Below are 23,929 nucleotides of genomic sequence, written 5' to 3'. Positions count from 1 at the left end.
CAAGGATGGACGTTCCATGCTCGAGCGACTGTTCGGTGGCCGACTCGGTTACCTTGCTGCCCTGCTTGCCGGTGGCCTGACCACCCTGGCGGCTGCCCCCTTTGGTTGGTGGTGGCTGGCCCTCCTTTCCCCCGCGCTGGTCTACGCCGGCCTTTACCTCATGTCGCCGCGTCAGGCGCTGCTGCGCGGCTGGAGCTATGGCCTGGGGCTATTTGGCAGCGGCGCCTCCTGGGTCTATGTGTCCATCCACGACTATGGCTACACCAGCGCTCCACTGGCCTTCTTTCTGACCGCGCTGTTCGTTGCCAGCATGGCCCTGTTCGTCGCCATACCTCTGGGCCTGTTCCGGCGCCTGATGCCAGCACGCCCTACCGTCGTCGCGGGGCTTGCGGGCTTTATCGGCTTCTGGGTGCTGATGGAGTGGATTCGCACCTGGCTATTCACCGGCTTTCCCTGGCTGCTGCTGGGCAGCACCCAGGTCGACTCGCCGCTGTCGACGCTGGCTCCCCTGGGCGGCGTCTATCTGCTGTCGTTAGCCGTTGCCGCCAGTGGTGCCCTGTTGGTAGAGCTGCTGCAAAGGCGTTATCTGGCAGCACTGCCACTGGTCCTGATCTGGGCCGTGGCCGTCGTCCTGCCAAGCCACTGGACGACACCTGCTGGCGAGCCGCTCAAGGTCAGCCTGTTGCAGGGTAACCTGCCCCAGGAGATCAAGTGGCTGCCTGAAGGTCAGCGTCAAGCCGTCAACACCTATCTCGGCATGACGGGAGAACTGGAGGCCAGCCGTCCCGCCGAGCCGGATATCGTCATCTGGCCGGAGGCTGCCCTGCCGATGTTCGAAGACCAGGCAGAACCCATCATGGCCCGCGCACAGGCTGCCCTGGCACCCGAAACGGCACTGCTGACGGGCATCCTGCAGCGGGATGAAGACGGCCGCTTCTACAACGCCGTATCCGCCTACGGCAACGCCAGCGGCGGCTATCGCAAGGCGCATCTTGTGCCCTTCGGTGAATATCTGCCGTTGGAAAGCGTGCTGCGCGGCGCCATCGCCTTCTTCGACCTGCCGATGCCGGCCATGACACCGGGTCCCGATCAGCAGGACCCGATGGTGGCCGCGGGGCATACCATCGGCAACGCGATCTGCTACGAAATCATCTATGCCGACCTGGTGGCCCAGCGAGCTCGCCACGCCGAACTGCTGCTGACCGTGTCCAACGATAGCTGGTTTGGCAACTCCATCGGCCCGCACCAGCATCTGGAGATGGCCCGCCTGCGAGCCCTGGAGAATGGCCGCTACGTGATCCGCGCCACCAGCAACGGGATTACGGCGATCATCGACGACCAGGGCGAGATCCTCGACCAGCTGCCCCAATTCACCACCGCCAGGCTGGATGGCGAGGTGCAACCGATGCAAGGCCTGACGCCTTTCACGCGCACCGGCAGCTGGCCCACCTGGGCCCTGGCCGCCCTGCTGCTGCTGATCGGGTTCGGCTGGCGCCGCCGCACCGCCTGACGAAAGGGTAATGCGCAGCTGACCTGGCATCAGCCGCTAAAGGCCTATCGCCCCAGCAAGCGCCAATCGCTACCACAGACCGGCAGACAGAGCACCCGCAAGCAAAACGCCGCAAGGGCCAAGGCCCTTGCGGCGTTGTCGTGACAGCCCTCGTCAGAGCGCGTCTCAGGAGGACGGATCGTCTTCAGGAGACTCGCCCAGTACCTCCGGAATCGAGATCTTCACGAAACGTCCTGGCGCAGGCTCCAGCAAGGCCAGCTCTCCCCCTCCGGGCTGACGGGCCTCGACCATCTTGTCTGCATCCACATAGCCACCGTCCAACATCCACTGCTGCCAATGCGGCCACCAGGATCCTTCGTGGGCCTCGGCGCCAGCCAGCCAGTCGTCATGGTTGTCGGGCAGTTCGCTATTGGTCCAGTAACCGTACTTGTTCTTGTGGGGCGGGTTGACGATCCCGGCAATATGCCCGGAGCCACCAAGTACGAAGGTGACGGGCCCCTTGGGCAGCAAGGCCCCGTAGTAGCTGCTGTTCCACTTGGCGATGTGGTCTTCACGGGTGGCGACGAAGTAGCTGGGGGTCGATACCTTGCGCAGATCAATCTTGACGTCGTCCAGCTCGATCCCGCCCGGCTCAACCAGCAGGTTTTCCTGGTACAGGTGGCGCAGATACCAGCCGTGAGTGCCCGCCGGAAGATTGGTACCGTCCGTGTTCCAGTACAGCAGATCAAAGGCGGCAGGGTCCTCGCCCTTGAGGTAGTTGTTGACGTAGAACGACCAGAACAGGTCATTCTCGCGCAGCAGGTTGAAGGAATACGCCATCACCCGGCCATCAAGATAACCGTCCTGCTCGAGCTTGGCTTCAATCCCTTGCAGCACCGGCTCGCTGAGGAACACGCCGATTTCCCCAGGATCACGAAAGTCCTGCAGCGTCGCCATGTAGGTGACCGACTTGGCCTTGCGCCCGCGCCGGGTGCTGGTCAGGTACGCCATGGTCGACGCGGTCAGGGTGCCGCCAATGCAGTAGGAGAGGAAATTGGCCGACTTCTCTCCGGTAGCCTGCTCGATGCCATCCAGCGCCGCGATGGGCCCCAGCTGCATGTAGTCCGCCCAGGTCAGGTCGCGCTGCTCGGGGCCTGGGTTGCGCCAGGAAATCAGGAAGACGGTATGCCCTTGGTCCACCAGCCACTTGACCAGCGAGTTTTCCGGGCGCAGGTCCAGCACGTAATACTTGTTGATCCAGGGAGGAACGATCAGCAGCGGTGTCTTGAACACCTTTTCCGTGGTGGGCGCATACTGAATCAGCTGGATCAGCTCGTTTTCCATGACCACGGCGCCTTCGGACACCGCGATGTTGCGGCCGACCTCAAAGGCACTGCGATCGGTCATGGTCACGTTCAGACCTTCGGCAGAGTTGGCCAGGTCTTCGCGCAGTCGCGCCAGACCATCCACCAGATTCTGACCGCGGGTTTCCAGGGTCTTGCGCATGACCTCCGGGTTGGTCGAGACGAAGTTGGTCGGTGACATGGCATTGACCATCTGGCGAGCGTAGAACGACAGATTGCGCTTCTCGCCAGGGGTCAGGTCGTCCAGCCGATCCACCAGGTTCTCCACGGTGCTGGAGAACAGCAGATACTGCTGCATGATGGCGTTGTAGGCCGGGTCGCTGGTCCAGGCCTCATCCTTGAACCGGCGATCCCCCCGCGAGGGAGACACCAAGGGCTCCAGGGCGCCGCCGCTGGCGGCAGACATGGCTTGCTGCCACAGCGCCAGCTGATCCTGCATCAACTTCGTCTGGGTCTCCCACAGCAAGGTGGGGTTACGCATCAGCGATTCCGCACCTGCCTGGAAGCTGTTGCGAATATCTTCCATCACCGAGTCGGCTGCATCACTCGGTACCATGCGTGAAAGAAAGTCCTCCATCAGTGCCTGGTACTCTGCGCTCAGCACTGACAACTGGCTGCCCCACTCTTCAGGGTTGTCCATTACCTGCTCACCTGCCACCATGGCGACCTCCTCTCCACTGCCCCGCACACAGGATGGCTCACCGTTCGCCGGCCGGCATCGCGGTATCCACCCTCATCTTGTCATGGTTGTTTGATGCGTAAGGGCAAGGGCCCACAGGACCCCTGCCCTTTGCTGGCTGTCGCTTGACCGACCGCCAGGGTGACACCGCGGTCAGGACGTGCGCTTGCGACTCGAGGTCGCCCTGGCGGTGCCTGTCGACTTGGTAGATGCAGTAGCACTGGAGGCTGCCTGCGACGCTTGCTGGGCGGTCTTTTCAGCCGCTTCGGTCACCTGCTGGGTGGCCTTTTCCACGGCAGCCGTCGCCTGGTCCCGTGCCTGGGTGGCCTGTTCGGCAAGCTGCTGGCCGGACTCGGCGAACAACGTCTCCAGTTCTGTCTTGAACTCAAGGCTGAGCTGGCTCATGGCGCGGGCATCTTCCAGCATCTGCGCCGACAGCTCGTTGAGCATCTCGGCCTGACGGGTGGAGAAGTCGCGCAGCCCCTCGGCATCGTTGATCTCGGTGGCATCACGCATGCGCTCGGTGCCCATCTGGCTATAGCGCTTCATCGATTCCATCTGGTACTGGGACATCTTTTCCATGTTGTCCAGCATCAGGGAATTGAGCTTGCGCATCGGCTCGAAGAACTGACGAGTCTGCTCGCTGAAGTTGTCGAACATCTTGTCTTGCATGACCAAACCTCCTGGAAGTCCTGTCGATGAACCCTGTCCAAACAGCCTGTTCATTCAGCATTTCATGGCAATGACGCCGTCGCGTCAGCGCACCGGATGTTCTTCATGCAGGCTCTTCATGCGGACTCCTCATGGGGGCATTGCGCCCCTTTGGAGTCACATGACGCCTGTCGTTCCAGGCGACCGCCATGGCTCTGCACGGCAACTGCGGACCAGCCTGACGTTGCTCCTGGCGTGCGCCATCAGCATCATTGTTGCAACGCAACAAAGGTCAGTCTGGCACACACAGGATGACAGCGCCATGACATCCCCTCGAGCTGCGCGAATATGCATGGGACACTCGTCACCGGCATCGCCGCGCCTGTTGCCATGGCCAAGCCGTCAGCCCTTGTCCTTGCTGCCGGACCTGGCGCTGGCACTGCCTGTCCGACGAGACGCACTGCTCGACCGAGCGGTGCTGCTGGACCGCGACGCCGATCCCGACTCCTGCTCCGACTCGCCCGAGGAGCTCGATGTACTGCGCGCACTCTGAGCCGCCTGAGTCAGCATATCCATCATCATTTTCTGATAGTTGCCAAAGCTCGCCAGACCCTGGGACAAGCCCTGTTGCAGAGCAGGCTGCTGCAGAAAGGGCTGCATCAGACTCATGGGGTCATAGCCCTCGACACCGGATTCCATCTGCCGCTGAATGCGATCAAGCAGGTCCTGCTGGAAGGCCTCGATATTGGGAAGCCCCAGTGCCTGACGGAATTCTTCTGGCGTCAGATCGAACTCGACGTTGATTTTCATGCTGGCCTCTTACTCCCTGGTCGATATGTCGACGTTGCGTCAGCGCTAGGGGAATATCACATCAGCGATATCGACGGCGACTGTCCTGACCAGCGCCACCCTGCGCAGCAAGCACAAGACGCAATAAGCAAAAGATGCCTTGCTTCGTCATCTTCCTTTCACGCCATCTTGAGTGTAGCAGTCCTGTCACGCTCCGCGATTCAGCGTAACCGTGGGGTGCTGACGGAAACCTCGCTATTCTGTGCGCGATGGCGCAACAGGTGGTCCACCAGCGTCAACGCCATCATCGCTTCGGCAATCGGCGTCGCACGAATGCCGACGCAGGGGTCATGACGTCCCTTGGTCACCACCTCTACCGGATTGCCGTCCACATCGATGGAGCGTCCTGGAATGGTGATGCTCGAGGTCGGCTTGAGCGCGAGATGAGCGATCAAGGTCTGACCACTGGAAATCCCCCCCAGCACACCGCCCGCATGATTGGACAGGAAGCCTTCGGGGGTCATCTCGTCGCGATGCTCACTGCCACGCTGTGACACGCTGGCAAAGCCATCACCGATTTCTACGCCCTTCACCGCATTGATGCTCATCAAGCCGTGGGCCAGGTCAGCGTCGAGACGGTCGAACACCGGCTCGCCCAAGCCAGGCGGCAGGCCTTCCGCGGTCACGGTGATCTTGGCACCGACCGAGTCCTGATCACGACGCAGCTGGTCCATGTAGGCCTCGAGCTCCGGCACGCGCTCCGGGTCAGGGCAGAAGAACGGATTGTCGTTTACCGAGGCCCAGTCGCGAAATTCGATGGCCAGCTCACCCAGCTGACTCATGTAGCCCCTCACCACAATGCCCTGACTGGCCAGGTACTTCTTGGCAATCGCGCCAGCAGCGACGCGCATCGCGGTCTCGCGGGCGCTGGAGCGACCGCCACCGCGATAGTCGCGCACGCCGTACTTGTGGTGATAGGTGTAGTCCGCGTGGGCGGGCCGGAACTGGTCCTTGATCTTGGAGTAGTCCTTCGAGCGCTGATCGGTATTCTCGATCAACAGACCGATCGATGTGCCGGTGGTCTTTCCCTCGAACACGCCGGACAGGATCTTGACCTGGTCCGGCTCGCGCCGCTGGGTGGTATGACGGGACGTGCCGGGACGCCGGCGGTCGAGGTCCGCCTGCAGGTCGGCTTCACTCAGCTCGATGCCAGGAGGACAACCATCGACGATGGCGCCCAGCGCGATCCCGTGGCTCTCGCCGAAGGTGGTGACGGTAAACAGTTTGCCGAAGGTATTGCCGGACATGGGCGCTCCTCTGTGTGTATCGCGAAAGTGTTAGGCGAACTCAGGCAAAGGACGCCGCATGGGCGTCGAGTTCATCGGCCGTCAAGGCAAACACGCCCTGACCGCCGCGCTCGAAGTCGAGCCACAGGAACGGCACCTCGGGGAAGGCCGCTTCAAGGTGATGGTCAGAATTGCCCACCTCGACAATCAGCACGCCCTGGTCCGTCAGGTGTGCTCTCGCCTCGCGCAGGATGCGCCGGACGATATCCAGGCCGTCGCTGCCGGCACCCAGTGCCAGCGCAGGTTCATGGCGAAACTCTTCAGGCATGGTGGTCAGGTCCCGCAGATCCACATAGGGCGGATTCGATACGATCAGGTCGTAGCGCTGCCCCTCCAGGCCATCGAAGACATCGCTTTGCACCGCGCGCACCCGACGCCCTACATCATGGCGATTGATGTTCGCCCGCGCCACGGCCAAGGCATCCTGGCTGATATCCGACAGATCGACCTCTGCAGTGGGCAGATATTCGGCACTGGCGATACCGATGCAGCCAGAGCCGGTACACAGGTCCAGAATGCGTCGCGGCGGCTCTTCCGGGAACCACGCCTGGTAGCCGCTCTCGATCAGTTCAGCGATGGGCGAGCGCGGAATCAGCACGCGTTCATCCACGGCAAAGGTCAGCCCGGCGAAAAATGCCTCGCCCAGCAGATAGGGCAGCGGCCGGCGATCGGTAATACGCGCGCGGACCAATGCGACGATGCGCTCGCGCTCCATCGGCAGCAAGCGGGCCTCCTGCACGCTGGGATCAACGTCCCAGGGTAGATGCAGCGCGCCCAGCACCAGCGCTACCGCCTCATCCCAGGCGCTATCGGTACCGTGGCTGTAGGTCAATCCGGCCAGATGAAACTCGCTGGTGGCCCAGCGCAGGCAGTCGCGCAGGGTGATCAGACCATCGGCAAGTTCGCCGTCGGCGAGCACCAGCGTGGAGGAAGCGTCGCGCCCTTGGGCAGGAAGGCGCGTGGATGAGGGGGCAGAAGAAGAATCAGCCAAGGGGGAATCCTGTCGAGCGGGTTCGCGATGGGGCTATCCGGCCTTGCAGCACGCGCTGCAACAGGCAATCGGCGTAGCGAAATGGACTGTCCGGCATTGTATCCGCGCCAGCGGTTCACTGCCACGACGAGCGCGGTATACTGACCGCCCCATTCACGCACTCGAGGCCCCGATGAGCCACCGCCAGCCACCGCCCGACGACGACATCAACGCGTTTCGCCAGGCCCTGGAACAGGCGGGAGTCCGTCGCATCCGGTACAATCGCGCTGATACCGGCAAGCCGCGCACCACATCGCATCCACAGCGGGACCAGGCCGCGGCCGCGAGACGCGCGGCCGCGGTCAGTGCCGGGGATGACGTGGCGACGGGGCGCACCTCCGACGGTCGGGTAGAGCCGGTACGTCCTTCCGAGTATCTCGATTTCGCATTGCCTGACCTGCCCTACCGGACGCGCAGCCAGCTGAAGCGCGGATTGATCCAGTGGGAGGGTGGGCTCGACCTGCACGGCTACAGCCTGGAAGAAGCCCGGGCTGAACTTGAGAGCTTTCTGCGCGATTCCGTCGCCAGCGGCCATCGCTGCGTGATTGTCGTCCATGGCAAGGCCTGGGGCGCCACCGCGGATTACCCGGTGATCAAGAGCCACGTCAATGCCTGGCTCAGGGAGTGGCCAAGCGTGCTGGCGTTCTGCTCCGCCACCGATGCCGAGGGCGGCACCGGCGCGGTGTACGTGCTCCTGCGAAGACGTGGCCACACGCCGTAGGAAAACGCCGCATAAATTGCTGCGCTCGACATCTCGACGGCTGGCGGTACTCAAGATCCTCATTTAACCGCTCGTAAACTCCGGACTTTCCGTTCCGGCAGTAGCCGACCTGCCATCGCTCGCTACATTTCTGCAGCGCTTCCTTAGGGGCACACCGCATCACTGCCTGCGCTGGCGATCCGCCGCAACGTAATCGCCAGTGATGCGCTTAGCGACGCACCTCGGCATGCTCCACCAGGCCACAGGTCTCGATACGATCCAGCGCCTGGCAGGTCAGGTGACGTCCCAGCCGAATCAGGTCTCTGGCCCGGTGGAACTCAAACGACCCACACACCGTCTTGGGCACCTCCACCAGAATATCGGGCGGGTATCCCGCTTCCTTGTAGCGCGCCAGGGCCGCCTGGGTGATATCGAATGAGGTGAGGATGGTGGCCAGGCGTCCCCAGTCCTTGGGACCCAGCGCCGCCGTGCCCCGCTCGGCGCGATCCGCCTCGGCCTCGGTATTGGCGCTGTCCAGCAGCCGACGTACCAGCGGCGTCCCTTTCGCCTCGTGTCTTCGATCCCCCTTGCGTCGTTCGTCCTTCGAGGGGGAAGACGCAGGGGACGCCGACCCACCGCGTGACTCGTCACAGCTGGGACAATGGGTCGGCAACAGTTCTTCCAGGGTGACCAGCTGGGGACTGTTGGCCGTGACGTTGACGGCCATGACCAGGTCCGCGTGTACCGAGACATTGGAAATGATCGGCAAGGGATTCAGCAGACCGCCATCCACCAGCAGGCGTGGCCCGTCCTCCACCGGGGTAAACACCCCCGGGATGGCAATGGAGGCGCGGATAGCCTTCAGCAACGAACCGCGCTGAAACCATACCTCGCGCTGGCGCACCAGGTCGGTGGCCACCGCAGTGAACGGTATCGGCAGATCTTCAATGGCCACATCACCGATGAAGGACTCGATCTTGCTCATGACCTTCTTGCCCTGCATGGCGCCCATGGAAGTGAACGACATGTCGAGCAGTCGCAGCACCCCGAACGAGCCCAGCTCCTCCACCCACTGCCGATAGTCCTCCAGCTTGCCCGCGGCATAGATGCCGCCGATCAGAGCGCCCATGGAACATCCCGAGATAGCGACGATCTCGTACTCGCGCGCGGCCAGCTCCTGCAGAACACCGATGTGGGCGTAGCCTCTGGCTCCGCCGCTGCCCAAGGTCAGAGCGATGCGCTTGCCGGGCAAGCCCGGCGGACAGTCGTGGCGATAGGTCGTCATGGCGTGGCCCTCCTGCCGCTTGATGTCGGCGGGTCGTCCCCGAGTCCACGGCAAGGTCGAGGGCTGGGCAATGACCGTCCTGCCGACGCACGATGATCTGACAGGCTCTGGCGAATACGGCTGCCTCGAACCTGTCTATCAGGTTAGTCCACCCCTGCGTGGAAACACTTACACCGCTGATCACGGCGTAGCCGCTTCGAGGCCGGCATCTGGTACGAGCGCCTGACGTCCCACGCCATGCCCATGCCGGAGCTTGTTGGGCTGCAGGGCTACTGGGCCAGCTAGGCTGAAGCGGCAGGCGCCCCCGGGCCGCCAGTCAAGGCGTTGACGATGGTGTCTGCCACCGCCTGCACATGGCTGGGCGAAGCATGCAGATGATGCCCGCCCTCAAGCACGTGCCGTGTCAGCTGGCGAACCCGTGCCCGCGCCGCAATGCCGCGGGGGCTGTCGCCGAGGATACCGTCGCGTCCCTCGATCAGCAGTACCTCGCAGGCGATAGCATCGAGCAGGTGGGCGACCTGCTCGTCGGTCAGCCTGACGGGAGAGGGTCGCAGCAAGCGTGGATCAGTGCGCAGCTGCAGCTGCCCATCGTCCCCTGGTGCCAGATTGCGTGCCACAATGTCACGAACCGTCTCGGCATCCACGGGCGTCGCACCACCAACGACGCGTGCCTCCACCGCGCTGTCGAGATCCGCATAGCGGGGGGAGCGGGACCGCCGGCGACGGTGCGCCTTGAGCGACCGTCCGAGTTGCTGGGCCGTCTCTTGCGGTGCGGTCGTGAGAGCTCCCAGGCCGTCGATCAATACCAGGCGTTCGACCCGCTCGGGCAACGCAGCGGCCAGCAGACAGGCGACCCCAGCCCCCAGCGAATGCGCCAGCAGCGGTGCGCGCTCCAGCCCCAGATCGTCCATGGCGTCCAGCAGGTCATGGCAGTAGTCCCAGATGGCGTAATCGAGATTCCCGGCCAGTGGCCGTGACAACCCGTGGCCCGCCATATCGATGGCCACGATGCGTATGCCAAGGCGACGTGCCAGCAGCGGCGCGAGACGACTGAAGCTGGCCGCGTTGTCGAGCCACCCGTGCAGCGCCAGCCAGGTAGGCGCCCCCTCTTCCCCCCAGACCAGCGCAGCCAAACGCCCTTCAGCCAGGCGCCTTTCAGCCAAGCCCAGAGCAGCGCCTGTCGGGGTCATGGCGGTTGCCGTCGTCGGAATCCGGGTCATTTACGCGCCCCCTCTGGTGCCAGCAGGCGATCGATCATGGACAGCAAGGCCTCTCGCGTCGCATCCGGCTGCTCCATGGGGAACATATGCGTCCCCGGCACCGTCTCCAGCACGATACCGCGGCGGCTCAGCCGCCTGCAGCGCGACGGCGTCAGCAGATCCGACGACGCTCCCGCCAACACTCCGATAGGCACCGACACCTCGCGGGGCAGACGATCCAGGTGGTGAGGAAGGTGACGAAATATCTCGACCTCGATATCCGGGTCATAGCTCAGTACGGCACTACCGTCTTCCAATACCGTCGTGCCTGCCTCGATATAGTCGTCCAGGGCTTCCGGCGTAAAGGCCCGAAACAGCCCCTTGCGCCGCAGTTGGGCACGCATGGCATCGCGGCTTTCCCAGCGCGCGCGCCGCCCTTTGCTCTTGCCCGCCGGGGTCACCCGATCCACCATGCCCAGCCATTTGCTGAGGCGCATGGCCATTGCGTCCAACCCCAGCATCAGCGGCGGGTCGAGCATCACCACTGCCTGGAACCGCTCAGGAGCCTGGCGCGCTGCCATGGCGGTGATGACGCCGCCCATGGAATGCCCCACGCCGATAAAGGGGCCCGGCAGATCACGCGTACTGTCCAGATATTCGTCGCGCAAGGCCAGCCAGTTGTGACCGACAGGAAAGTCAGGATGATGCCCCAGCCGGTCCAGTGGCTGGATGTCAAAACGCTCCTTCAGTGGAGCCAACAGACTGCGATAGCTGCCCCCGGGAAACCCGTTGGCGTGGGCAAACAGCAAGGTCGGGCGGTGTGACTCGGTCATTGTCCTTCGCTCATCATCATAGGGGCAGCGGCAATCCGGCCGCCGGTAGCGTCAGCAGGCTAACGAGTTTACCCTATGGCGAGTCAGCGCCGTGCTCAAGTGGCTTGCCGGCAGTGGGACGTAGGCCTTCGGTCGCCTCCGTGGAGTCTCGTCCTCTTTGCACCTGTCTCATGGCAACCACCGGCGCTTCTGACGCCTCGTCATTCGCTTTCATCAGCCAGGTATTTCACGTGTCCTCCAAGCCCCGTCGTGATACGCGTCAGCGCAACCGCATTTTCTTCCTCACCGTCGCCATCGCAGTGATCATTGGGCTTTGGCTGGCCCGGTAACTCATCGGTGACGACACCAGAAGCCCGCATGCCAGTCTCATTGCAATGGGCTGCAATCGTCAGACTATCCGCAGGGCGGCTGCGGCCCCGCTCACTCCAGCATGTCTGCCAAACGAGCACGCAGGCGATCGCGGGCAAAATCCACAAAGCTACGCACCTTCGCTGGCGCACGCCGGCCCTCGACATGCACCAGATGAATCGGCCAAGGAGCGGGCTCGTGATCCTGCAGCACCACGCGCAGACGGCCCGAAGCCAGCTCATCCGCGATCTGATACGACAGCACACGCGTCAGCCCCCAGCCGTGACACGCTGCCTCGATCCCCGCAGCCACGCTACTCAGACGTAGCCGAGGACTTATCCTCACGGTGTCCTTTTCGTCACGTCCAAAGCGCCATTCGACGATTGGACTCAAGGCAGAGACCGCGGCAATGCGATGATCCTTTAGCTCTTGAGGCTTTTGAGGCTCGCCCCAGCGCTCTAGATAATCAGGTGCTGCACAGATCACTCGTCGCACGTCCCCCACCCTGACTGCGACCAGTTCTGATGACGGAAGAGGACCGATACGTAGTGCCACATCAAAGCCCTCTTCCACCATGTTGACCACTCGGTCGAGCATCACGACATCCACTGACACATCCGGATAGGCGTCGAGAAAGTCCACCAGCATGGGCGTCATATATCGCCGGCCGAACTCATTGGGACAGGTGAGTCGCAACTCGCCGAGCGGACGAATGGCCGCGCCGGAAGCGGCATCGTCAGCGGCCTGCAGCTGCGCCAGCACGTGACGGGCATCCTCCAGATAGGCGCGACCTACTTCTGTCAATCGCACTCGACGGGTGGTGCGGATCAGTAACCGCGTACCTAGACGAGCCTCAAGGGCATTCACCCCTCGCGTCACCGAGGGCGCACTCATGCCAAGTCGGCGAGCGGCTTCCGCGAAGCTCTCGGCTTCTGCCACCGCAATGAAGACCTTTAGGCTTTGCAGCCGATCCATTCGCAGACTACCTCCATTTCATAAAACAATGCCTTTCTTTTTTTCCATATTAATTCATTAAACGAAGAGAGATAAGCTCATCAAGCAGTGAGGCCCGCCACAGTGGCCGTCCAATGCTCGTCATTACCGAGGCTTAAGCTCACACTTCCACAGCAGGCACCCATCATGTCGCACCCCATCACCCTATACCGCACGCCAAAGTCTGGTCACTGCCACCGGGTAGAGCTAATGCTCTCTTTGCTCGGGTTGCCCTATCGGACAGTCGATCTTGATATGGCCAATCGCGCGCACAAAGCACCCGAATTCCTGGCGATCAGCCCCTTCGGTCTCGTCCCGGCCATCGACGACAACGGCTATACACTCTCGGACAGCAACGCCATTCTCGTTTATCTGGTCAAGAACTATGCAGCGGACAGCGACTGGCTTCCCGCCTCACCCAAGGACGCGGCCGAAGTGCAGCGTTGGCTGACCATTGCTGCCGACAACCTGTTTGCAGGCCCCTGCGCCGCTCGCCTCGTCAAGGTATTCGATGTCCCGCTGGATCACTCGGCAGCAGTAGAAAAGGCTCACGACCTGCTAGGTATCCTGGACACTCACCTATCCACTCGAGCATGGCTCGCCACTGGGCGACCGACGCTCGCAGACGTAGCGCTCTTCAGCTATATCGCCCATGCCCCAGAAGGCGGCGTCGACTTGAGGCCTTATCCGAGCGTGCATACGTGGCTGCAGCGCGTGCGCGCACTTCCTGGCTTCGTGGCCATGGCATCGTCACCGGTTGTGGCCCCAGAGCTGCGCCCGGCCTAACCGTCATATTTCAGAGCTCATCGACGACCCTAAATACAGTTCCATCAATCAGTTCCCCTCCAAGATCCTGCGAGGATATCCATGACGCAAGTGCCCACCACTCCCTTCCATCAGGGCGAACGCGAGGCCCAGCATCGTGCGGGTGTCGGCGACGTTGCCAGTTGGGCAGGCGGTTTTATTCGAGACTTTCTGCCCGACCAGCATCGAGATTTCCACACTGCTCTGCCCTTTCTGGTCATGGCAGGTAGCGACCTGAACGGTCGTACCTGGGTCACTGTGCTGGAGGGGGCCGACGGATTTCTGCACTCTCCCACGCCCTATCAGCTGAGCCTCCGTACCGAGCCAGAGCCGAGTGATCCGCTAGCCGAGCGCTTATTCTCAGGCGGTGACGTGGGAGTGCTGGGCATCGATCTCGCCAGCCGACGCAGGAATCGCTTCAACGGGCGAATTTCACGGTCCTCCGATGGCTACGTCATCGACGTTCAGCAGTCCTTTGGCAACTGCCCCCAGTACATTCAACAGCGCACACTATCGCGTACCCAAGCCGACGCGCCGGGCACGCTCAAGCGCTTCAGCCAGCTGACACGCGACCACATTCACTGGATTGAACGCGCCGACACGATGTTTATGGGGTCTGGCCATCACGATCACTCCGAAGCACGTCACAACGGCTTCGACGCTTCGCATCGTGGGGGCGCGCCGGGCTTCGTCAAGGTAGAGAGCGAGCAAGAGCTGGTCATTCCGGACTATGCGGGTAACAACTTCTTCAACACCATCGGCAATCTGCTCAAGGATCCACGGGTGGGTCTGGTCTTCGTGGACTTCAACCAAGGCAGCCTGCTGCACATCAGTGGCACCGCACGAATCGACTGGAGCCCGGGGGCGTCCTCCGACCCACAAGCCAGGCGATTTATACACGTCACTATCGAACGCATACTGGAACGCCGCCATGTGCTGTCACTTCGCTGGCAGCGAGATCTTCAATACAGACGAGACCTCACGATCAAGCGCAAGGTACGCGAGAGCAAGGACGTCACCTCCTTCTACCTCGCACCTGTCGACGCACATCCCCTAGAACCGGCCACCGCAGGCCAGCACCTCAACGTGGACATGCAGATTCCAGGACAGCTTGGCACCACCTCGCGTAGCTACTCGCTGTCAGGTGATCCTGCCGATAGCCAACACTACCGTCTCAGTATCAAGCGCGAGGCCTACGGCCTGGTATCACGCTACCTGCACGACGTTCTTGGCGAAGGAGCAATCATCAAGGCAGGCAGGCCCTCCGGAGACTTCGTGTTGCCTGGCAAAGAGACACCGGTGGCATTGATCAGTGCGGGTATTGGTCTCACCCCTATGGTCGCCATGCTTCACGCGGCGGCCAGACAAGGACGCCCCGCCTGGTACCTTCACGGAGCTCGCCGAGGCGATCAACATCCCCTGCGCCAGGAAGTCAACGAACTGGTGGCTCGTCATGCCCACTTACACCAGCGCATCTTCTACAGTCAGCCGGCCCCGGAAGATCGCCTCGGACATGACTTCCACGTTGCTGGACGCCTCAGCGCCGCTGCCGTGCTCGAGACCGCTGGTCATCCCGAAATACACTATCTTGTGTGCGGCCCCTCTGCTTTCGTAGCGAACTTGACCGATGATTTCATCAGCTACGGCGTCCCCGCCGCTCGCCTCCATAGCGAGTCCTTTTAACCTCCCAGGGTGCCTGGTGTAGCGGGGGCTCGCCTCCCTCTCGCTTCCCTCTCGCTTCCCTCTCGCCTCCCCCTCTCCTCTATCTCGCGCTAAACACCACACTAAGCATCGCGCTATTCGACTTTGTCCCCCCATGTGTACTTCGACCGTCTCGGCCCTGCTTCGCAACCTCTTTTTGTTATGTTATAACTTTGCACCCACAGCTTGGGCGCGACGAGCTGTGGTAGCTCGAATCCACACCGTGGCGCCAACGCCTGGCGGTCGGTACGGATGATCAGCCAGTGATCACGACGCAAGCCAAGCCAACGCGTGCTGCCAACACACCGTGATTCACCCCTATCGCTGGAGAACACCGCGATGTCGTCTCCTGAAGAGACCCGTCTTCTGGCCATGTCGGACGACGACTACATGAATGAAGAGCAGCTCGCATTTTTCCGCCAGCGGCTGCTGTCGGAGAGGGCCCAGATCGAGACCCACCTGAGGGAAATACGGACCAATATGGCGTCCCACGAGCGGGATAGCGACGAACTTGACCAAGCCGCCTTTGAAGAGGAGCTGAGGCTGCAGCTGCGTCAGGCCGATCGCGAAACCCGCCTGATCGCCAATATCGACTCAGCCATTCGTCGGATCGATGCCGGAGACTACGGCTACTGCATCGAAACCGGCGAACCCATCGGCATTCCCAGGCTGCTGCTGCGCCCTACCGCCAAGCTGACCCTTGAGGCCAAGGAACGCCAGGAGCAACGGGAACACCACTATCGCAAGATGCGAGGAGAAAGCGCATGACCCCCTCAGCCGCCCCCCTTCCGGTGACCGTTCTGTCCGGCTTTCTCGGCGCCGGCAAGACCACCCTGCTCAACCATATCCTGGCCAATCGCGAAGGACGCCGAGTGGCGGTCATCGTCAATGACATGAGTGAGGTCAACATCGACGCGGCCCTGGTCAGGGGTGCACCAGACCAGGCAGGCGAGGTCACTCTCAACCGGGCCGAAGAACAGCTGGTCGAGATGAGCAACGGCTGCATCTGCTGCACGCTGCGCGAGGATCTGCTGATCGAAGTACGACGACTGGCCGAGGAAGGGCGCTTCGACACGCTGGTGATCGAGTCCACCGGCATTTCCGAACCACTTCCCGTCGCTGAAACGTTCACCTTCGCCGACGAGCAAGGTCGTAGCCTGTCCGACGTCGCCCGCCTGGATACTCTGGTGACCGTGGTCGATGGCGCCAACTTCCTCAGCCAGTATCGCGAGGCCCAATCCCTGGCAGAGGCCGGGGAAAGCCTGGGAGAAGACGACGAGCGCAATGTGGCCGACCTGCTGGTCGACCAGATCGAATTCTGCGATGTGCTGCTGATCAGCAAGACTGACCTTCTTAGCCAGGCCGAACTTGAAGAGCTGACGAGCGTGCTGCGCGCCCTCAACCCCGAGGCCGAATTGCTGCCCATCGCCCATGGCAAGGTATCCCTGGACAAGGTGCTGGATACCGGGCGCTTCAGCTTCGAGCGGGCCCAGCAAGCGCCGGGATGGCTCAAGGAACTGCGCGGTGAGCACGTGCCAGAGACCGAGGAATACGGCATCTCCAGCTTTGCCTACCACGCACGACGTCCTTTCCATCCACAGCGCTTCTTCGAGCTGCTGCACAGCAACTGGTTTGGCGGCAAGCTATTGCGCTCCAAGGGGTTCTTCTGGCTGGCCACGCGGCCGACCTTTGCCGGCCAGTGGAGCCAGGCTGGGGGTATCGCCCACTACGGCTTTGCCGGCATGTTCTGGAAGGCGATCCCTGAGATCAACTGGCCCGAAGACCCCGACTATCGCGCCTCCATCATGGAACGCTGGGAAGAGCCCTTCGGCGACATGCGACAGGAGCTGGTCTTCATCGGCCAGAACCTCGACGAAGCGCGTATCCGCCAAGCGCTGGATGACTGCCTGATCAGCGAGTCATTGCTGCTGGAGGGCAAGGACGCCTGGGCAACGCTGCCCGACCCCTTCCCCGCCTGGAAGTAAACCATGCAGAATGCCGAACCTATCCCGGTGACCGTGCTGACCGGCTTTCTTGGCAGCGGCAAGACGACACTGCTCAATCATCTGGTGCGCCAGCCGGCCATGAGCGATGCGCTGGTGGTGATCAACGAGTTCGGTGACATAGGCCTGGATCACCGGCTGGTGGCAGAGGGCGATGAGCACACCGTCGTCGAAATGAGCAGTGGCTGTCTGTGTTGCACGATTCGCGGCGACCTCAGTCGCAGCGTGCAGCAAGCCGTGGAGCAGCTGAACCAAAGCGAGGCGCGCCCGGTGTCCCGAATGATCATCGAGACTACCGGGCTTGCCGATCCTGCGCCGATTCTCCAGACCTTGATGACCGATCACTGGCTGGCCCAGCGCTTCCGTCTAGACGGCGTTGTTTGCCTGGTCGATGCGGCCAATGGTCTCTCTACCCTTCATGCCCATGGCGAGTCACAGCGCCAGGCTGCGGTCGCTGACTGCCTGCTGCTGACCAAGACCGATCTGGTGGGTGGGATACGCCTGAACGATCTCTCGAGGCAGCTGGCCGAGATCAACCCTGCCGCCGAGCAGATCGAGGTCCTGAATGGCGAAATCGATGCTGCACGCCTCACCGCCCGGCGCCTGCCAGCGTCGGCCAAGGATGCGCCGCAGGTTCAGGGCTGGCTCGGGGCCGGCGCCTATCTACAGGTCAGCTCGTTCTCCAGCGTCTCTGTCGGGACTGGCGCCAGCGTCTCTATCGGGACTGGCGCCTGCGGCGCGCCGACGCCCATGCTCAGCGTCTCCAACGACGCTCCCGTGAGCCGCCACGGCGAGCAGATTCGCTCGTTCTGCTTCACTGTCGAGACGCCGATTGCCGCCGAAGTACTAGAGGACTGGCTGGACCTTCTACTGAGCCTGCTGGGCGACAGAATGCTGCGGATCAAGGCCATCGTTAACGTGGCCAACCGAGACCAGCCGCTGGCGCTGCATGGCGTCCAGCATATCTTTCACCCTCCCGTCCCGTTGCCGCCAGACGCCTGTCCAGACGGCGTTTCTCGCTTTGTATTCATCACCAGTGGTGTGGCCGCCGATACGGTGACGCAGCTGTTCACCTACTTCGATAGCTAGCCCAGCTGCACCACCCGCAGATGCACGAGGCCATGGCCCACGCCACCTAGTCACACATTGAGTTTTCTATGACATCGCACCCTCTGGAAGATATCGCCGCCGCCCCTGCAACTCACTCAGTTCCCCTGGACTGGGTCGGCATGGAGGGCATCGCCCTGCCACTGCAGGTCGCCGGCAAGACCATTGCGGGCCGCGCATCGGCCGGTGTCAGCCTTGATGATCCCGCGGTTCGCGGCATCCACATGTCACGCCTGTACCTTGCACTGGCTGAGCTTGAGGACGTGCCGCTGACGTTGCCCCGCGTCAACGACGTCCTCAACAACTTTCTGGACAGCCACCAACAGCTCTCGCAGCAGGCCTATCTGGACCTGGAGGGCGAGGCCTTGCTGCGACGCCCCGCCTTGATCAGCCCGCTGTCAGGGTGGAAGACCTATCCCTTCGCGCTGCGCATGCGACGTAGCGCAAGTGGCCAGGTCAGCGCCGTGCTCGACGTCAGCATCGGCTATTCATCGACCTGTCCCTGCTCGGCGGCGCTGGCACGCCAGTTGATTCAGCAGGCGTTCGATGAAGACTTCACCGATACCCCCGTCACCCGAGAGGCGGTACACGCCTGGCTCGGCAGTGAGCAAGGCATCCTGGCCACCCCCCATAGCCAGCGCAGTCAGGCGCACCTGTCGCTGCGCCTGTCGACAGAGCTTACGGAACTGCCGCTGGAGACCATCGTCGATCGGGTGGAAAAGGCCCTCGGCACTGCCCTGCAGACCGCCGTCAAACGGGTTGACGAGCAGGCCTTTGCCCTCGCTAACGGACAGAACCTGATGTTCTGCGAAGACGCCGCTCGTCGCGTGCACCAGGTCCTGCGGGACCAGCCCGGTATCGACGGTTTTTACCTGAAGGTGGTGCACGCAGAAAGCCTGCATGCCCATGACGCCGTGGCTCGTAGCCAGTGGAATTGGCGAGAGCAAGCGTGATGTCCTCTGGGGCCAGTCCTATGCCACCCACAGGCCACCCACAGGCCGCCCCCATGCCTTCTCAGCCTCCTCCTGGGTCACCGCGCTGGCGCGATCTGAACCCGGGTTTCTCTACCGCCACGACGTTTCATCGTGAGAACCGACATGAATGACAGCGCCCCCGCGGCCGCCCCGCACGTCACCATCACACTGCCGGATGAGCGCGAGCTCACACTGCCTTCGCCTACTACAGTCGCAGATATCGCCGCCGCTATCGGTCCGGGGCTTGCTCGGCAAACCCTGGCCGGGCGCGTCAACGACGTGCTGGTGGATGCCTGCGACCCCATCGACCGGGATGCCCGGGTCCAGGTGATCACCCCCAGCGATCCCGAAGGGCTCGATATCCTGCGCCACTCCTGCGCGCACCTGCTGGGGCACGCGGTCAAACAGCTCTACCCAGACGCCCAGATGGTGATCGGGCCAGTCATCGAAGACGGCTTCTACTATGACATCGCCCACGAACGGCCCTTCACCCCTGATGACCTGCAAGCCATCGCTGAACGCATGACGTCACTGATCGCGCAGAACTACGACGTCATCAAGCGCCGCCTGCCCCGCGACCAGGCCATAGAGATCTTTCGCGAGCGCGGCGAAAGCTACAAGCTTCACCTAATCGAGGAGATGCCGCAGGAAGCCACCCTGGGCCTCTACTTCCACCAGGAATACGTGGACATGTGCCGTGGCCCCCATGTTCCCAATACCCGGTTTCTCAAGCACTTCGCGCTGACCAAGCTGTCGGGTGCCTACTGGCGCGGTGACGCTCGCAACGCCCAACTACAGCGGATTTACGGCACCGCCTGGGCGGACCGCAAGGCACTCAAGGCCTATGTCCAGCGTCTTGAGGAAGCCGAGCGTCGTGATCATCGGCGCCTGGGACGCCAGCTCGGGCTTTTCCACTTCCAGGAAGAAGCGCCCGGTGCGGTGTTCTGGCACCCAGGCGGATGGCAGGTGCTGCAGACATTGATCGCCTACATGCGTCGCCGCCAGGCCAGTAGCGGCTATGTCGAGGTCAACACACCCGACATGATGGACCGCAGTCTGTGGGAAACCTCCGGGCACTGGCAGAACTATCAGGACCACATGTTCACCACCCAGACCGAGGACGGACGGGATCTTGCGCTGAAGCCGATGAACTGCCCCGGCAGCGTGCTGCTCTATCGCCACGGACTGAAGAGCTACCGTGACCTGCCCATTCGCATGGGTGAATTCGGCAAGGTACACCGGTACGAGCCATCCGGTGCCTTGCATGGCCTGCTGCGGGTGCGCCACTTCACCCAGGACGACGCCCACATTTACTGCACGCCGGAGCAGATAAACGAGGAGTGTCAGCAGGTGGTCGCGCTGGTGCTGGATATCTATCGGGAGTTCGGCTTCGATGACGTCCACATCAAGCTGTCGACCCGCCCCGACAACCGCATGGGCAGCGATGCTGTCTGGGATCGCCTTGAACAAGCATTGACGACAGCCCTCGACGCCATGGCGCTGGACTACACCCTCAACCCGGGCGAAGGAGCCTTCTACGGACCCAAGCTGGAGTTCGTGCTGCGCGATGCCATCGGCCGCGACTGGCAGTGCGGAACCCTGCAGGTCGACATGAACCTGCCCGAGCGATTTGGCATCGACTACGTGGATGAGCAGGGCCAACGACAGCGGCCCGTCATGCTCCATCGAGCCCTGTTTGGCTCGCTCGAGCGCTTCATCGGCATCCTGATCGAACATCACGCGGGCAAGCTTCCCGCCTGGCTGATGCCACAGCAGGCCGTGGTCATGTCGATTACCGAGGCCCAGCGGGACTACGCTGAGCTGCTGGCAGATGCCTTGAAGGGAGCAGGGATACGGGCGAATGCCGACGTGCGCAACGAGAAGATCGGCTACAAGATCCGGGAGCAGACCTTGAGCCGGATCCCGTACCTGCTGATTGTCGGCAATCGCGAAGCCGCCGAGGGCAAGGTCACGGTGCGCCTGCGTGACGGCAGCGACCTTGGCAGCATGCCGGTGCAAGAAGCCATTGCCCTGCTCGAAGAACAATGTCAGGCTCCCGACCACAACGCTCAGCGCCGCGAACAGGCACTGCGCCTCGAGCGCCTGGCTTGCGCCACGCTCCCCCAGGAGGCCTGAGCATCATGCTTGCAATGGGCGCGACGCGCGACGTCGTGCCCTTGCGTTATATCTGCAGGAGCCAACATGCCACTTCTCGACAGCTTTACCGTTGACCACACCATCATGAATGCCCCGGCAGTACGCGTGGCCAAGACCATGCGCTCGCCTTCGGGTGACACCATCACGGTGTTCGACCTGCGCTTCAACCGGCCGAACGAGAGCATGATGGGGGAAAAGGGCATTCATACCCTGGAGCACCTGTTTGCCGGCTTCATGCGCCAGCACCTGAACGGCGACAGCGTCGAGATCATCGATATTTCGCCGATGGGCTGCCGCACCGGTTTCTACATGAGCCTGCTGGGCAGCCCCAGCGAGCAAGCCGTCGCCGACGCCTGGCAGGCGGCCATGAACGACGTGCTCAACGTGAAGCGCATGGAAGATATTCCTGAGCTCAACGAGCACCAGTGCGGCACCTACCTGATGCATTCCCTCGAAGAAGCTCAGGAGATCGCGCGCACCATCATCGACCAGGGCATCGGCGTCAACCGCAATGACGACCTGGCCTTGAGCCCCGAGCAACTCAAGACCCTGGGCAACGACGTTTAAGCACCCAGCGCACATGCAGCAGCGCACGCTTGGTCAACCACCAAGCGTGCGCTGCAGTGTGAGAGCCGTCGTCTGAAAGCCGTCGTCACTCGGGACCCACGGCCCTAGACCGGGAATAGCAAACACGCCCCACCACGCTGGTCACAACGAATATAAGCGCAGCAAGACTGACAATGGTGGGCCCTGTCGGCGTATCCAGCCAATAGGCGGCCTGGAGCCCGCCAGTGGTCGAACAGGCGCCAATGCTCGCCGCCACCAGCGCCATGGCTTCCGGGGTACGACACAGCGGGCGCGCGGCCGCAGCCGGAATGATCAGCAGCGCCGCAATCAGCAGCACTCCCACCACCTTCAGTGCCACCGCGACCACCACCGCCAGCGACAGCGTCAGCACCAGCTGCTCCCGCCGCGGGTCGATACCACTGGCCCTGGCGAGGTCTTCATCCAGCGTGGCGGTCAACAGCGCCGACCAGCGCCATCCCACCAGGCTAACCACCAGAATCGCGCCAGCGGCGATGATCATCAGGTCGCTCTTGCCCACCGCAAGGATATCGCCGAACAGATACGCCATCAGGTCGATGCGTACACCCGACACAAAGGACACCGCGACCAGCCCAAAGGCCAACGCCGAATGCGCCATGACGCCGAGCAGAGTGTCCATGGCATAGCCCCGTCCACTCAGCTGAGAGACCACCACCGCCATCAGCAGCGAAACGGCCAGTACGCCCGCCAACATGGAGGTGGACAGCAGCAACGACAGAGCCACCCCAAGAATCGCAGCATGCGCCGTCGCGTCGCCGAAATACGCCATCCGTCGCCAGACAACAAAGCACCCGAGCGGTGCAGCCGCCAGGGCGACTCCCAGACCGGCCAACACAGCTCGCACAAGAAAATCGTCAAACATCAGCGAGACGCCTCCATCAGCCTGTCGTTTGCCGCCTTCGCTGGAGTGGTCGGCGGCGCCTCGGCCCCCGCGTCCTCTGGGGCCAGGCACTGGGAAGACGACGGCTGTGGATGCGAATGCCGATAAAACGCCAGCGCATCACTGGTGTCAGGGCCAAACAGCTGGCGGTAAACCGGTGATGCGAGCACGCGTTCAGGGGTGCCCTGGCAGCACACGTGGCCATTGAGACACACCACTCTGTCCGACGCCCGCATGACCACATGCAGTTCATGGCTGACCATCATTACCGCACATCCAAGCTCGCTGCGAACCTTGGCGATCTGCCGATAAAAGTCCGCGGTGCCGCGGTGGTCGAGGCCTCGAGTCGCTTCATCAAGCAACAGCAGGTCAGGCTTTTCCAGCAGGGCTCGCGCCAGCAAGATTCGCTGAAACTGGCCTCCTGACAGGTCCGCGACCTGCTGTTGCCCGAGCTCCGGCACTCCCGCCTGCACCAGCGCCTGAGCCAGCGCCTGACGCGAATGCCGGCGCGGCAGATTAAGAAAGCGAAACACGGTCAACGGCAGCGTCGGGTCGATGGCCAACCGCTGTGGTACATAACCGATGACCAGCCCAGCTTCCCGGGTCACACGCCCCCGCGATGGCCTTACTGCACCGATGATGGCGCGCAACAGAGTCGACTTTCCGGAGCCATTAGGGCCCACCAGGGTCACGATTTCGCCGCGATCGACACTCAGGTCGATGCCCTCCAACACGCTATGGCCCCCTAGGGCGACAGACAAATTGTCGATGGACAGCAAGGGCATGGAGGCTCTCCAACTGGCTATTGCTGCGCCGCTCACGCGCAGAGACATGATATTCACAGCCACCGTGCGCGGCGCGCGGCATGACGGCTCTTCTGGCCACTCGCACGGACGTGCTGTCACGAGACTGGGACGCGCCGTCGTGGGAGAAGGATGAGCTGTCGCTGGCCCCGTACACGCGACCCCGAACCAGGGCGGGCGCTATTGAC

Annotated in this window: 22 protein-coding genes; 10 read left to right on the top strand and 12 right to left on the bottom strand. The window is 62.6% G+C overall.

The annotated features are described in order from the left end of the window. Window positions 1-16: 16 nt before the first annotated feature. Window positions 17-1,510 carry an apolipoprotein N-acyltransferase gene (lnt, locus tag KUV41_RS08080; protein WP_222485502.1) on the top strand — a complete coding sequence of 498 codons (1,494 nt, stop codon included), beginning with the start codon at window positions 17-19 and terminating at the stop codon, window positions 1,508-1,510. A 165-nt stretch (window positions 1,511-1,675) separates the two neighbouring features. On the opposite strand, the gene phaC is transcribed toward lnt, so the two are convergent. From phaC to prmB, 5 genes are all read right to left on the bottom strand, one after another. Further along, window positions 1,676-3,514 carry a class I poly(R)-hydroxyalkanoic acid synthase gene (gene phaC, locus KUV41_RS08075; protein ID WP_222485500.1) on the bottom strand — a complete coding sequence of 613 codons (1,839 nt, stop codon included), beginning with the start codon at window positions 3,512-3,514 and terminating at the stop codon, window positions 1,676-1,678. Window positions 3,515-3,685: 171 nt separating this feature from the next. Beyond that, complete coding sequence (locus KUV41_RS08070) at window positions 3,686-4,204, bottom strand: phasin family protein (RefSeq protein ID WP_222161847.1); 519 nt, start codon at window positions 4,202-4,204, stop codon at window positions 3,686-3,688. Window positions 4,205-4,585: 381 nt separating this feature from the next. Next, entirely contained in the window at window positions 4,586-4,993 is a 408-nt protein-coding gene (locus KUV41_RS08065; protein WP_222161846.1) for a hypothetical protein, read from the bottom strand. Between the two features lie 200 nt (window positions 4,994-5,193). Continuing rightward, window positions 5,194-6,279, bottom strand: coding sequence for a chorismate synthase (gene aroC / locus KUV41_RS08060; RefSeq protein ID WP_206943033.1), 1,086 nt, complete (start codon window positions 6,277-6,279; stop codon window positions 5,194-5,196). A 40-nt stretch (window positions 6,280-6,319) separates the two neighbouring features. Then, complete coding sequence (gene prmB, locus KUV41_RS08055; RefSeq protein ID WP_206943034.1) at window positions 6,320-7,309, bottom strand: 50S ribosomal protein L3 N(5)-glutamine methyltransferase; 990 nt, start codon at window positions 7,307-7,309, stop codon at window positions 6,320-6,322. A gap of 172 nt (window positions 7,310-7,481) precedes the next feature. Between prmB and KUV41_RS08050 the strand changes: the two genes are divergently transcribed. Beyond that, window positions 7,482-8,069: a Smr/MutS family protein gene (locus KUV41_RS08050; RefSeq protein WP_222485498.1), complete on the top strand. Its 588-nt coding sequence runs from the start codon at window positions 7,482-7,484 to the stop codon at window positions 8,067-8,069. Window positions 8,070-8,277: 208 nt separating this feature from the next. Here KUV41_RS08050 and KUV41_RS08045 read toward each other — a convergent pair whose 3' ends face one another. The 5 genes from KUV41_RS08045 to KUV41_RS08025 form a co-directional block, all read right to left on the bottom strand. Continuing rightward, entirely contained in the window at window positions 8,278-9,333 is a 1,056-nt protein-coding gene (locus KUV41_RS08045) for a patatin-like phospholipase family protein (RefSeq protein WP_222485496.1), read from the bottom strand. Between the two features lie 281 nt (window positions 9,334-9,614). Next, window positions 9,615-10,523, bottom strand: a complete 909-nt coding sequence (locus KUV41_RS08040) for an alpha/beta fold hydrolase (RefSeq protein WP_222485744.1) — start codon at window positions 10,521-10,523, stop codon at window positions 9,615-9,617. 26 nt (window positions 10,524-10,549) lie between these two features. Beyond that, complete coding sequence (locus tag KUV41_RS08035; protein ID WP_222161844.1) at window positions 10,550-11,365, bottom strand: alpha/beta fold hydrolase; 816 nt, start codon at window positions 11,363-11,365, stop codon at window positions 10,550-10,552. A gap of 200 nt (window positions 11,366-11,565) precedes the next feature. Next, on the bottom strand, window positions 11,566-11,724 hold the full coding sequence (locus KUV41_RS08030; protein ID WP_206943038.1) for a hypothetical protein: 159 nt from the start codon (window positions 11,722-11,724) through the stop codon (window positions 11,566-11,568). Between the two features lie 61 nt (window positions 11,725-11,785). Then, the gene (locus tag KUV41_RS08025; protein WP_222483653.1) at window positions 11,786-12,688 is read right to left on the bottom strand and encodes a LysR family transcriptional regulator; all 903 of its coding nucleotides are present in this window, start codon (window positions 12,686-12,688) and stop codon (window positions 11,786-11,788) included. A 165-nt stretch (window positions 12,689-12,853) separates the two neighbouring features. On the opposite strand from KUV41_RS08025, the gene KUV41_RS08020 reads away from it, so the two are divergent. The 8 genes from KUV41_RS08020 (at window position 12,854) to luxS (ending at window position 22,019) form a co-directional block, all read left to right on the top strand. Next, window positions 12,854-13,492 (top strand): glutathione S-transferase family protein, encoded by a 639-nt coding sequence (locus tag KUV41_RS08020; protein ID WP_206943041.1) that lies wholly within the window; start codon window positions 12,854-12,856, stop codon window positions 13,490-13,492. An 81-nt stretch (window positions 13,493-13,573) separates the two neighbouring features. After that, the gene (locus KUV41_RS08015; protein WP_222485494.1) at window positions 13,574-15,193 is read left to right on the top strand and encodes a pyridoxamine 5'-phosphate oxidase family protein; all 1,620 of its coding nucleotides are present in this window, start codon (window positions 13,574-13,576) and stop codon (window positions 15,191-15,193) included. A gap of 357 nt (window positions 15,194-15,550) precedes the next feature. Beyond that, the gene (locus KUV41_RS08010; protein ID WP_222485492.1) at window positions 15,551-15,979 is read left to right on the top strand and encodes a TraR/DksA family transcriptional regulator; all 429 of its coding nucleotides are present in this window, start codon (window positions 15,551-15,553) and stop codon (window positions 15,977-15,979) included. Then, the gene (gene zigA / locus KUV41_RS08005) at window positions 15,976-17,196 is read left to right on the top strand and encodes a zinc metallochaperone GTPase ZigA (protein ID WP_222485490.1); all 1,221 of its coding nucleotides are present in this window, start codon (window positions 15,976-15,978) and stop codon (window positions 17,194-17,196) included. Before KUV41_RS08010 ends, zigA begins: the two co-directional genes overlap by 4 nt. A 3-nt stretch (window positions 17,197-17,199) precedes the next feature. Beyond that, complete coding sequence (locus KUV41_RS08000; RefSeq protein WP_222485488.1) at window positions 17,200-18,303, top strand: CobW family GTP-binding protein; 1,104 nt, start codon at window positions 17,200-17,202, stop codon at window positions 18,301-18,303. Window positions 18,304-18,371: 68 nt separating this feature from the next. After that, the gene (gene folE2 / locus KUV41_RS07995) at window positions 18,372-19,274 is read left to right on the top strand and encodes a GTP cyclohydrolase FolE2 (RefSeq protein ID WP_222485486.1); all 903 of its coding nucleotides are present in this window, start codon (window positions 18,372-18,374) and stop codon (window positions 19,272-19,274) included. A 144-nt stretch (window positions 19,275-19,418) separates the two neighbouring features. Then, window positions 19,419-21,431: a threonine--tRNA ligase gene (gene thrS / locus KUV41_RS07990; RefSeq protein WP_222485483.1), complete on the top strand. Its 2,013-nt coding sequence runs from the start codon at window positions 19,419-19,421 to the stop codon at window positions 21,429-21,431. Between the two features lie 66 nt (window positions 21,432-21,497). After that, window positions 21,498-22,019, top strand: coding sequence for an S-ribosylhomocysteine lyase (luxS, locus tag KUV41_RS07985; RefSeq protein WP_222161836.1), 522 nt, complete (start codon window positions 21,498-21,500; stop codon window positions 22,017-22,019). Between the two features lie 85 nt (window positions 22,020-22,104). Here the strand turns inward: luxS and KUV41_RS07980 are convergent, their stop codons facing one another. Continuing rightward, entirely contained in the window at window positions 22,105-22,920 is an 816-nt protein-coding gene (locus KUV41_RS07980) for a metal ABC transporter permease (RefSeq protein ID WP_222485481.1), read from the bottom strand. Continuing rightward, window positions 22,920-23,723: a metal ABC transporter ATP-binding protein gene (locus KUV41_RS07975; protein WP_222485479.1), complete on the bottom strand. Its 804-nt coding sequence runs from the start codon at window positions 23,721-23,723 to the stop codon at window positions 22,920-22,922. The genes KUV41_RS07980 and KUV41_RS07975 overlap by 1 nt, the downstream gene beginning before the upstream one ends. Between the last annotated feature and the right edge of the window lie 206 nt (window positions 23,724-23,929).

Origin of the sequence: Halomonas sp. DP8Y7-1 (assembly GCF_019801685.1) — a bacterium.
Taxonomy (GTDB): domain Bacteria; phylum Pseudomonadota; class Gammaproteobacteria; order Pseudomonadales; family Halomonadaceae; genus Halomonas; species Halomonas litopenaei_A.
Note: the sequence above shows the minus strand (reverse complement) of the source record. Positions and strands in the feature narration are given on the sequence as shown.

What these genes read in the sequence shown, in the direction of transcription:
- KUV41_RS08030 (WP_206943038.1), bottom strand. Translation starts at nt 11,724, where the DNA reads ATGCGGGCTTCTGGTGTCGTCACCGATGAGTTACCGGGCCAGCCAAAG.
- phaC (WP_222485500.1), bottom strand. Translation starts at nt 3,514, where the DNA reads ATGGTGGCAGGTGAGCAGGTAATGGACAACCCTGAAGAGTGGGGCAGC.
- aroC (WP_206943033.1), bottom strand. Translation starts at nt 6,279, where the DNA reads ATGTCCGGCAATACCTTCGGCAAACTGTTTACCGTCACCACCTTCGGC.
- luxS (WP_222161836.1), top strand. Translation starts at nt 21,498, where the DNA reads ATGCCACTTCTCGACAGCTTTACCGTTGACCACACCATCATGAATGCC.
- KUV41_RS08070 (WP_222161847.1), bottom strand. Translation starts at nt 4,204, where the DNA reads ATGCAAGACAAGATGTTCGACAACTTCAGCGAGCAGACTCGTCAGTTC.
- KUV41_RS08000 (WP_222485488.1), top strand. Translation starts at nt 17,200, where the DNA reads ATGCAGAATGCCGAACCTATCCCGGTGACCGTGCTGACCGGCTTTCTT.
- KUV41_RS08035 (WP_222161844.1), bottom strand. Translation starts at nt 11,365, where the DNA reads ATGACCGAGTCACACCGCCCGACCTTGCTGTTTGCCCACGCCAACGGG.
- KUV41_RS08065 (WP_222161846.1), bottom strand. Translation starts at nt 4,993, where the DNA reads ATGAAAATCAACGTCGAGTTCGATCTGACGCCAGAAGAATTCCGTCAG.
- thrS (WP_222485483.1), top strand. Translation starts at nt 19,419, where the DNA reads ATGAATGACAGCGCCCCCGCGGCCGCCCCGCACGTCACCATCACACTG.
- KUV41_RS08050 (WP_222485498.1), top strand. Translation starts at nt 7,482, where the DNA reads ATGAGCCACCGCCAGCCACCGCCCGACGACGACATCAACGCGTTTCGC.
- KUV41_RS08040 (WP_222485744.1), bottom strand. Translation starts at nt 10,523, where the DNA reads ATGACCCCGACAGGCGCTGCTCTGGGCTTGGCTGAAAGGCGCCTGGCT.
- KUV41_RS08015 (WP_222485494.1), top strand. Translation starts at nt 13,574, where the DNA reads ATGACGCAAGTGCCCACCACTCCCTTCCATCAGGGCGAACGCGAGGCC.
- zigA (WP_222485490.1), top strand. Translation starts at nt 15,976, where the DNA reads ATGACCCCCTCAGCCGCCCCCCTTCCGGTGACCGTTCTGTCCGGCTTT.
- KUV41_RS07980 (WP_222485481.1), bottom strand. Translation starts at nt 22,920, where the DNA reads ATGTTTGACGATTTTCTTGTGCGAGCTGTGTTGGCCGGTCTGGGAGTC.
- KUV41_RS08045 (WP_222485496.1), bottom strand. Translation starts at nt 9,333, where the DNA reads ATGACGACCTATCGCCACGACTGTCCGCCGGGCTTGCCCGGCAAGCGC.
- KUV41_RS08025 (WP_222483653.1), bottom strand. Translation starts at nt 12,688, where the DNA reads ATGGATCGGCTGCAAAGCCTAAAGGTCTTCATTGCGGTGGCAGAAGCC.
- KUV41_RS08020 (WP_206943041.1), top strand. Translation starts at nt 12,854, where the DNA reads ATGTCGCACCCCATCACCCTATACCGCACGCCAAAGTCTGGTCACTGC.
- KUV41_RS08010 (WP_222485492.1), top strand. Translation starts at nt 15,551, where the DNA reads ATGTCGTCTCCTGAAGAGACCCGTCTTCTGGCCATGTCGGACGACGAC.
- folE2 (WP_222485486.1), top strand. Translation starts at nt 18,372, where the DNA reads ATGACATCGCACCCTCTGGAAGATATCGCCGCCGCCCCTGCAACTCAC.
- lnt (WP_222485502.1), top strand. Translation starts at nt 17, where the DNA reads ATGCTCGAGCGACTGTTCGGTGGCCGACTCGGTTACCTTGCTGCCCTG.
- KUV41_RS07975 (WP_222485479.1), bottom strand. Translation starts at nt 23,723, where the DNA reads ATGCCCTTGCTGTCCATCGACAATTTGTCTGTCGCCCTAGGGGGCCAT.